Raw genomic sequence first — 8,863 nt, 5'->3', positions numbered from 1 at the left:
AGCTATAATGAAGATGAGGTTCAAAAGAGCCAGATACCGTCTGGATTGTGTGGGTAAATGGCTATGATGAACGAAATGGAATACAGAACAATCGGTTCGGCACTTGCCGGAGGGTATCGTGCAGCGGTCTATTGCAGGCTGTCAAAGGACGATGACCTGCAAGGCGAAAGTGCCAGTATCGCAAACCAGCGTGATATGCTGGAAAAATACTGCGAAAAGCAGGGATGGGAGGTTGTGGCAGTCTATCAGGACGATGGCTTCACAGGTCTTAACATGGAGCGTCCTGATTTACAGAGAATGTTGAGAGCCATTGAGCGCAGGCAAATCAACCTTGTCATCACGAAAGACCTCAGCCGACTGGGGCGTAACTATCTGCAAACCGGGCATTTGATTGAGGACTTTTTCCCAAGAAACGGTGTCCGCTATATCGCCATGAATGACGGTATCGACACCCTGCGTGATAACAACGATATTGCCCCGTTCAAGAATATCCTGAACGAGATGTACAGCAAGGATATTTCCAAGAAAGTCCATTCCTCTTATCTTCTGAAAGCGCAGAAAGGACAGTTTACCGGGTGTCTTGCCCCGTTTGGGTATCGAAAAGACCCGGAGGACAAAAACCATCTGCTCATTGACGAGGAAACCGCCCCGATTGTGCGGCTGATTTTCGGATATGCCCTAAACGGTCATGGTCCGAACTATATCCGCAGACGGCTGGAGGAAGAAAAAATCCCCTGCCCCACATGGTGGAACCGGGAACGGGGGCTTCGCAATACCCGCACCAAATGGGAAAAGAAAGACCCGGAAAACGGGCGGTATATGTGGGACTTCTCCGTTATCAAAGACCTTTTGATGAATCCCGTCTACACCGGGGCGATTGCTTCCCAGAAAAAGGACTACCGTTTCAAAATCGGCACGATTGGGGAAAAGAAGCCGGAGGACTGGATTGTGGTGGAGGGGCAGCATGAACCGCTGATTGACCGCATGAGCTTTGACATTGTGCAGAACAAGCTGAAATCCCGCCAGCGTCCGGGGCAGACCAATGAAATCAGCCTGTTTGCCGGACTGATAAAATGCGGCGAGTGTGGGAAGTCGCTGACGATACGCTACACAAACGCAAAACATCCCCAGCAGATTTATTCCTGCAAGACCTACAATGCCTTTGGAAAGAACCACTGCACCCAGCACCGGATTGACTATGACACCCTTTACAGCCATGTGCTGCGGAAAATCCGGGAATGTGCCAGGGCTGCCCTGATGGACGGGGAAGCGGTTGCCGACCGCCTGACCAATACCTGTGAAGCAGAGCAGCGGGAACAGCGGGAAGCAATGGAACGCTCCCTTACAAGGGACGAGGAACGGATTGAGGTTCTGGACAAAATGGTCATGCGGCTGTATGAGGATATGATTGCAGGGCGTATCAGTGAGCAGAATTTCAACACCATGCTGGAAAAGACACAGACCGAGCAGACGGAGCTTAAAACAAAAGTGTCCGAGGGCAGAAAGCGGCTGTCCGATGAAGTCCAGCTTGCCAATGACGCAAAACAATGGGTGGAAGCCATTCAGGAATACGCCAACATCACAGAGCTGGACGCAGCCACCCTCAACCGCTTAATCAAAGAAATCGTCGTGCATGAGCGCATTGACGAAGATAAAACAAGACACATTTCTATCGAAATTCATTTTAATCTCAAACCCATCCCGGAGGTGGAACAGGTCACTGCCTGACCTGTCCCGCCGGGACGGTTCTCTTAAAAACACCATATAGATTTTTTGTACACCGCCGCCCGCCATCGAGCAGAGTTTTACACCTAATTGGGTATAAAACAGCTCATGGCGGGCGGCGGTGTCGTTCTGATCGGCCTTCAGCTTATCCCTCTGCTGTCCGGGCTGTTCAGCTAAATGTCACCCGTTGTCCCTTTTTCCAGAAAAGGAGCTGATATATGGACTTTATCATCGACGCAATCGTTGATTGGCTGAAAGGTCTGCTCGTCGATGGTATCATGGGGAATCTGGACGGCCTTTTCGATAACGTCAATCAGAGCGTTGGCGAAATCGCCACACAGGTAGGCACGACCCCGGCGGACTGGAACGCCGGGGTCTTTTCCATGATACGACAGATCTCCGAAACTGCCATTCTGCCAATCGCCGGGGTCATCCTCACTTTTGTTATGACCTATGAACTGATACAGATGCTCATAGAACGCAACAACCTCCATGAAGTTGACACATGGATGTTTTTTAAGTGGGTGTTCAAAACCTTTGTGGCTGTGATGATCCTGACGAATACCTTCAATATCGTGCTGGCGGTCTTTGATGTGAGCCAGCATGTAATCCAGCAGTCAGCGGGCATTATCCAGAACGGGACAGAAATCACGCCGGATGTGCTGGACAGTCTGCGGACAGAGCTTGAGGCGATGGAGTTAGGCCCTCTGTTCGGACTCTGGCTCCAGTCCTTCCTGATCCAGCTTACCATGATTGCCTTAAACATCGTGATTTTCGTCATCGTATATGGCCGTATGATTGAAATTTATTTACTCACAAGTTTAGCACCTATCCCGTTTGCCACAGTCCCCAACAGGGAAACCGGACACATGGGGCAGAACTATTTCCGCTCCCTCTTTGCGGTGGGCTTTCAAGGTCTGTTGATCTTAGTCTGTGTCGCCATCTATGCGGTGCTGATCCAGAGTATCGCCACCGACGGCGACCCCATCGGGGCGATCTGGGGCTGTGTGGGATATACGGTGCTGCTGTGTTTTACCTTATTCAAAACAGGCAGTCTTGCAAAATCCATCTTCGGCTGCCATTAAGAGACTTCGGGCCATGCTGACCCGAAGCGGAAAGGAGAAATCCATGCAGGAAAAAACTGCGGGCGGAACACCAGCCGCCCCTATAAAGCTGGATGTAAGCGTGCGGGTCATCGAACCTGTGAAAAACCTCATGGGCTTTGCCAGCGTGAAATTCAATGACTGCTTTGTGGTGGAAAATCTGAAAATCGTACAGGGCAGCAAGGGGCTCTTTCTTGGGATGCCCAGCCAGCCAGACGGCAAAGGCGGCTACCGGGATATGGCCTACCCTGTCACAAAGGAGTTCCGGGAACAGCTCAACACCGCTGTTCTGCAAGCCTATGAGGCAAAGCTGGAACAGATGGCGGAGCGCGGCTCTGTGGGGCGTGCGTCCATCAGCGACCAGCTCAAAGCCGGAAAAGCGGCTGCCGAACAGGCAAAGGCAGAACGGTCTCCGAAGGAAAAGCCCAGCCGCAGCGCAGAGCGTTGACCTCGGGCCATGCTGGCCCGAAGCAGAAAGGAGGCGGAAACCATGCCACGCAAACGGGCGGGCTATGACGCGGCCTGCTATTACGACGGAAAACTGCTGGGGCGCTGTACCAAAGCGGACAGCGATGCCTATACCCTGTTGATGAACGCCTGTGGTGGGGACGCCGCCCGGGTCCTGCGGGAATATGCCTATTTTTCCCCGGAACTTCGCGCCATATTGGAAAATGTGGCGCTCATGCAGGCGGACCGGAACCGGACGGGCGGAATGTTCCATGCGCCGAAAAGTTCCCCGTGGGGCGAGGTGCAGAGCTGTGAAACCCTCTGTCCAGGGGTGTTTCTGGTATCTACCGCCAACCACGGCGGAACGATGGTGGCAAACGAGGTAGCCGCCGTCCTCTCCCCAGCGGCCAAAAAATGCGGCTTCAAGGACAAGGGCTATATTTGCTATGAGGAGGACGCACAGGAAAGCGTAGTGCTCCGGGAGCTGCTGGACAAAAAGCTGTGGAAAATCCCTGACCGCATTAAGGACAAAGGACAGTTTGAAGAAAAACTCAATCAGTCCATCCGGCAGTATCACCCCGAATACTGGCGGGCAAGGCAGAGCGGACGAGAGGCCGCCGAAGCTGCCCGCAGCACAGCCCCGGCCAAAGAGGCCGCAAGATAACCTCGGGCCATGCTGGCCCGAAGCAGTAAAGGAGGTGTACCAAAATGGCCTATGTGCCAGTACCAAAAGACCTTTCCAAAATCAAGACAAAGCTGGCCTTCAACCTAACGAGGCGCCAGCTTGTTTGTTTTTCCAGCGCGGCGGCGGTGGGCCTCCCGGCTTACCTGTTTTCCCGTGGCAGTATCGGGAACAGTGCCGCCATGTTCCTGATGATCGGCCTCATGCTCCCGTTCTTCTTTCTGGCTATGTATGAACGAGACGGTCTGCCGCTGGAAAAAGTGCTGAAAAACATCATCCGCACCCGGTTCCTCTATCCCCGTGTGCGGCCTTACAAAACCGAAAACTTCTATGCGCTGCTTAGCGCCAGAAAGGAGGCGCAGCCGATTGCGAAACAGCAGAAGGGCTGGAAAGCCCGCAGGCAGAAAGCCTGAAAAGCAGGGTCTTCTCGGCCTGTTCACGAAAGGAAAGAACATTCCCACCACCGCCCAGCAGACCCTCCCTTACCGGGAAATGTACCGGGACGGGGTGTGCCGGGTAGCGGACCGCTATTACACCAAAACCATTGAATACGAGGACATCAACTACCAGCTCGCACAGTCCGAAGATCAGGCGGCCATCTTTGACGGGTGGAGCGCCTGCCTCAACTACTTTGACAGCAGCCTTCCGTTCCAGCTTTCCTTCCTCAACCACCGGAGCCGCCCGGGCAGCCGGTACAGCGTGAACATCCCCATGCAGGATGACGATTACAACAGCGTCCGGTGTGAGTATGTGGAAATGCTGGAAAACCAGATCGCCAAAAGCAACAACGGCATTGTCCGCACAAAGCTCCTGACCTTCGGCGTGAACGTGGACGACCTTCCCACCGCCAGGGCAAGGCTGGAACGTGTAGAGGCGGACATTTGCGGGAACTTCAAAAAGCTGGGCGTCAAGTGCCGCTCCCTTTCGGGGCTGGAACGGCTGGAGCTCCTTCACGGGCAGCTCCACCCCGGCAGCGGCTCCCCCTTCCGGTTTTCATGGGATATGATCCCCAAAACCGGGCTTTCCACCAAAGACTTTATCGCCCCGGACAGCTTCGACTTCCGTTTCAGCCGTCTGTTCCGGGTGGGGACGACTTGGGGCGCCGCCTCCTACTTGCAGATTTTGGCCTCGGAGCTCTCGGACAAGCTGCTGGCGGAGCTTTTGGAAATGGACGCGGAAATGACCATCACTCTCCATATCCAAACCGTCGATCAGGCCGCCGCCGTAAAATCCATCAAGGCCAAAGTCTCCGACATTGACAAGATGAAGGTGGAGGAACAAAAGAAGGCAGCCCGGTCAGGGTACGACATGGACATACTTCCGCCCGACCTTGTAACGTACAGCAACGACGCAAAGACCCTCTTGGAAGATTTACAGAGCCGGAATGAGCGAATGTTCCTTCTGACCTTCCTTGTGGTAAACATGGCCCCGACCCGCCGGGAGCTGGACAATGACCTGTTCACGGTGTCGGGTATCGTCCAGAAATACAACTGCACCTTGAAGCGGCTGGACTTCCAGCAGGAGGATGGTTTTCTTTCCAGCCTTCCGCTGGGCCATAACGGCATTGAGATCAAGCGCGGCATGACGACCAGCTCCACGGCCATTTTCGTTCCTTTTATGACGCAGGAGCTCCGCATGGATGGCGAAGCCGTCTATTACGGGCTCAACGCACTTTCCCATAACGTCATCATGGCAAACCGGAAAAAGCTCAAAAACCCCAACGGCCTGTTCCTCGGCGTGCCGGGCTCCGGCAAATCCTTTGCCGCAAAGCGGGAGCTTGTGAACGTGTTCCTTGCCACCCGTGACCGGATCATTGTGGTGGACCCGATGGGCGAATACTCGCCCCTTATCAAGCGGCTGGGCGGACAGGTCATCGAGATCGCCCCGGACAGCCCCCACCACATCAACCCGATGGACATTGACCTGAGCTTTGACGAGGAAAACCCGATGGCGCTGAAAGCCGACTTTATCCTGTCGCTGATGGAGCTGATCGTTGGCGGCAAGGATGGCTTGCAGCCGGTGGAGCGGACCGTCATTGACCGCTGTGTACGCCAGATGTACCGGGAACATTTGCAGGACCCGGAAACAAGCAAAATGCCGACCCTCCAAACCCTGTATGACCTGCTCTGTTCCCAGCCGGAGGGCGAGGCGGTACGGCTGGCAACTGCCCTTGAAATCTATGTGTCGGGTTCCCTTAACGTGTTCAACCATGAAACCAATGTGGACCTGAACCGCCGTCTGGTATGCCTTGACTTAAAAAAGCTGGGGGCCGGGCTTCGGACGATTGCCATGCTCATTATGCAGGACTTGGTAAACTCGCAGGTGTCCATGAATTTCCTGCGCGGTATCGCTACATGGTGCTACTTCGACGAATTTCATGTGCTGCTCCGTGACCGTCTGACGGCAAGCTATTGTGTGGCGATCTGGAAAATGCTGCGAAAAAAAGGGTGCGTTCCAAGTGCTTTAACGCAGAACGTAAAGGTGCGCCCAGATAGGGCGCTGTGCAAAGCAGTTTAAGGTACTGCCGCACACGGCAGTGTGCGAAACAATCTGCCTTACCGACTAAGGAGAAATCCTTTACGGGAACAGCGCATGGCAGAAAAAGGAATAGTCACCAAAGGACTTAGGTGCGACTGTTTCCTAATGTTAAGAAGATATGAGGATAAGATTGGGTTTATCGAATGCAAGGTTCCAGTTCCTGTTTTTTGCAGGTGTGGGAAAAGTCCTGAAACCCATGTCATAACGCTGTCACGTCATCTTTCACGGCGGGACAACTGCCAACACGTTATGAAACAGGCGTGAGAACACGTCACAAAGAACCGAAAGCATATCCGACAATCTTCATTAACCTATGCACAGTGCTAACTGGGGATTGCCTAAGTTCGGCTCATTTGCCGGATATGGTAACGGAGGCTCCATAGTAGTTTGAGAACCCTGAATTGACAGGGAATGCCGTAAATTCGGATGCGGGAAAGCCGCTTACATGGCGAAGGGAGCCAGTTAGTAACATCTAAAATGTAGGAATGAAAGGGAGGAGAAACCTCAATGAAACCAACATCTGAAATTTTAGAGCGTATTGAAAAGTGTTCCAGCGAACACAAAGACGGCGTGTTCACAAGGCTTTACAGATATTTGCTTCGTGAAGATATTTACTACGCCGCCTACCAGAAACTTTATGCAAACAAAGGCGCAACAACACAGGGTATCGACGACGATACCGCAGACGGTTTCAGTGACTTCTATGTAAAAGAGTTAATCCAGTCATTAAAGGATGGAACCTACAAGGCTAATCCTGTAAGGCGTGAGTATATTCCAAAGAAAAATGGAAAACTCCGCCCTCTGGGTATCCCGTCTTTCCGTGACAAACTCCTGCAAGAAGTTGTCAGAATGATTTTGGAAGCTATCTATGAACCTGTCTTTGACAGTCATTCCCACGGTTTCAGACCGGGCAAAAGCTGTCATACCGCACTCCGTCAGATTTCTTCTGACTTCACGGGCGTGGTTTGGTTTATCGAGGGCGATATTCAAGGTTGTTTTGATAACATCAATCACGAAAAACTGATTGAAATTTTGAGCAGGAAAATCAAAGACAGTCGTTTTCTGAACATCATTCGCCAGTTTTTGAAAGCTGGGTATATCGAGAATTGGAAGTACAACGCCACTTACAGCGGTTCTCCGCAGGGTGGTATCTGCTCTCCAATACTTGCAAATATCTATCTGAATGAGCTGGACAAGAAGTTTCGGGAAATCGCAGAACGCTTTGATAAACCGAGGTCTGCATATCAGACACCGGAATATCATGCGGCAAGCAAAGAATTAAAAAGACTGTCCTATTGGATTGACCATACCGCTGATGAAGCGGCAAGACAAGAACTGATTGACCAACATAGGGCGCAGAAGAAAGCTATGAGAAATCTGCCCTGCAAACCTGCCGACAACAAGAAGTTTACTTTTGTCCGTTATGCGGACGATTGGCTGGCAGGCGTGTGCGGCACAAAAACGGAATGTGAGGAATTGAAAGCCGAAATCGCTGAATTTCTAAGCACAGAGCTGAAATTAACTCTAAGCGAGGAAAAGACGCTGATAACGCACAGCTCCGAAAAAGTCCGCTTCATTGGCTATGATATTTGTGTCCGCAGAAATCAGGAAGTCAAAGGTCACAGAATGAAAAACGGAACGTGGAGAAAATCCCGTACCCTGCACATGAAAGTCGCCTTGTCTATTCCCCATACGGAAAAGATTGAAAAATTCATGTTTGCAAAGAAAGTCATTCGCCAGCAGGAAAACGGGGAGTTTCAGCCGATACACAGAGCCGGACTTCTCAACCTTGCGGATTACGAGATTGTGGAACAGTACAATGCCGAAGCAAAAGGATTATGCAACTATTACAATCTGGCTTGTGATTATCACACGCTGGACTACTTCTGCTATCTCATGGAGTACAGTTGCTTAAAGACGATTGCCAATAAGCATAAAACCAGTATCCGCAAAATCATTCGCCAGTATAAAGACGGGAAAACATGGTCTGTCCCTTATGAAACTAAAGCAGGGACTAAACGTGTTCGCCCTGTTAAAATCGCAGACTGCAAGCGTGGCGAAGCGAGTGACATTATTTATCAGAGAAAGAAATTTAGCTGGAAAACCACTATCAGACAACGGCTCAATGCCAGAGTTTGTGAATTATGTGGGTGTAAAGAAGCCGATTTGTATGAAGTTCACGTCATACGGAACTTAAACGAGTTGGGTAATTCTGATTGGGAAACCGTGATGAAAAAGAAGCGGAGAAAAACGCTTGTTGTTTGCAGCAAGTGCCATGAAAGAATACACAGACACTAATCAATACGTCAATTACTAATGGGGAGCCGGATACTTCGAGAGGAGTAAGTCCGGTTCCGAGGGAGGGTGT

Annotated in this window: 7 protein-coding genes and 1 pseudogene; all 8 read left to right on the top strand. The window is 51.6% G+C overall.

From position 1 onward, the window contains the following. Nucleotides 1-57 precede the first annotated feature (57 nt). Nucleotides 58-1,728 carry a recombinase family protein gene (locus DW769_RS14950; RefSeq protein ID WP_002569219.1) on the top strand — a complete coding sequence of 557 codons (1,671 nt, stop codon included), beginning with the start codon at nucleotides 58-60 and terminating at the stop codon, nucleotides 1,726-1,728. Between the two features lie 90 nt (nucleotides 1,729-1,818). After that, nucleotides 1,819-1,902, top strand: a pseudogene (locus DW769_RS14945) (Maff2 family mobile element protein); the annotation flags it as partial. Nucleotides 1,903-1,943: 41 nt separating this feature from the next. Beyond that, nucleotides 1,944-2,810, top strand: coding sequence for a VirB6/TrbL-like conjugal transfer protein, CD1112 family (locus tag DW769_RS14940; RefSeq protein WP_117861107.1), 867 nt, complete (start codon nucleotides 1,944-1,946; stop codon nucleotides 2,808-2,810). Between the two features lie 43 nt (nucleotides 2,811-2,853). Continuing rightward, nucleotides 2,854-3,276 carry a SpoVG family protein gene (locus DW769_RS14935; protein WP_243105467.1) on the top strand — a complete coding sequence of 141 codons (423 nt, stop codon included), beginning with the start codon at nucleotides 2,854-2,856 and terminating at the stop codon, nucleotides 3,274-3,276. A 9-nt stretch (nucleotides 3,277-3,285) separates the two neighbouring features. Next, nucleotides 3,286-3,939 carry a DUF7007 domain-containing protein gene (locus tag DW769_RS14930; RefSeq protein ID WP_117861109.1) on the top strand — a complete coding sequence of 218 codons (654 nt, stop codon included), beginning with the start codon at nucleotides 3,286-3,288 and terminating at the stop codon, nucleotides 3,937-3,939. A gap of 44 nt (nucleotides 3,940-3,983) precedes the next feature. Next, on the top strand, nucleotides 3,984-4,370 hold the full coding sequence (locus DW769_RS14925; RefSeq protein ID WP_117861110.1) for a PrgI family protein: 387 nt from the start codon (nucleotides 3,984-3,986) through the stop codon (nucleotides 4,368-4,370). 19 nt (nucleotides 4,371-4,389) lie between these two features. Then, the gene (locus DW769_RS14920) at nucleotides 4,390-6,474 is read left to right on the top strand and encodes a VirB4-like conjugal transfer ATPase, CD1110 family (protein WP_347707266.1); all 2,085 of its coding nucleotides are present in this window, start codon (nucleotides 4,390-4,392) and stop codon (nucleotides 6,472-6,474) included. 528 nt (nucleotides 6,475-7,002) lie between these two features. Next, nucleotides 7,003-8,793 carry a reverse transcriptase domain-containing protein gene (locus DW769_RS14910; protein ID WP_009296951.1) on the top strand — a complete coding sequence of 597 codons (1,791 nt, stop codon included), beginning with the start codon at nucleotides 7,003-7,005 and terminating at the stop codon, nucleotides 8,791-8,793. Nucleotides 8,794-8,863 lie beyond the last annotated feature (70 nt).

This window comes from Blautia sp. AM29-29, assembly GCF_003480555.1.
GTDB classification, from domain to species: Bacteria; Bacillota; Clostridia; order Lachnospirales; family Lachnospiraceae; genus Fusicatenibacter; species Fusicatenibacter saccharivorans.
This window is presented reverse-complemented; position numbering and strand designations above follow the sequence as displayed.

What these genes read in the sequence shown, in the direction of transcription:
- DW769_RS14940 (WP_117861107.1), top strand. Translation starts at nt 1,944, where the DNA reads ATGGACTTTATCATCGACGCAATCGTTGATTGGCTGAAAGGTCTGCTC.
- DW769_RS14910 (WP_009296951.1), top strand. Translation starts at nt 7,003, where the DNA reads ATGAAACCAACATCTGAAATTTTAGAGCGTATTGAAAAGTGTTCCAGC.
- DW769_RS14925 (WP_117861110.1), top strand. Translation starts at nt 3,984, where the DNA reads ATGGCCTATGTGCCAGTACCAAAAGACCTTTCCAAAATCAAGACAAAG.
- DW769_RS14930 (WP_117861109.1), top strand. Translation starts at nt 3,286, where the DNA reads ATGCTGGCCCGAAGCAGAAAGGAGGCGGAAACCATGCCACGCAAACGG.
- DW769_RS14950 (WP_002569219.1), top strand. Translation starts at nt 58, where the DNA reads ATGGCTATGATGAACGAAATGGAATACAGAACAATCGGTTCGGCACTT.
- DW769_RS14935 (WP_243105467.1), top strand. Translation starts at nt 2,854, where the DNA reads ATGCAGGAAAAAACTGCGGGCGGAACACCAGCCGCCCCTATAAAGCTG.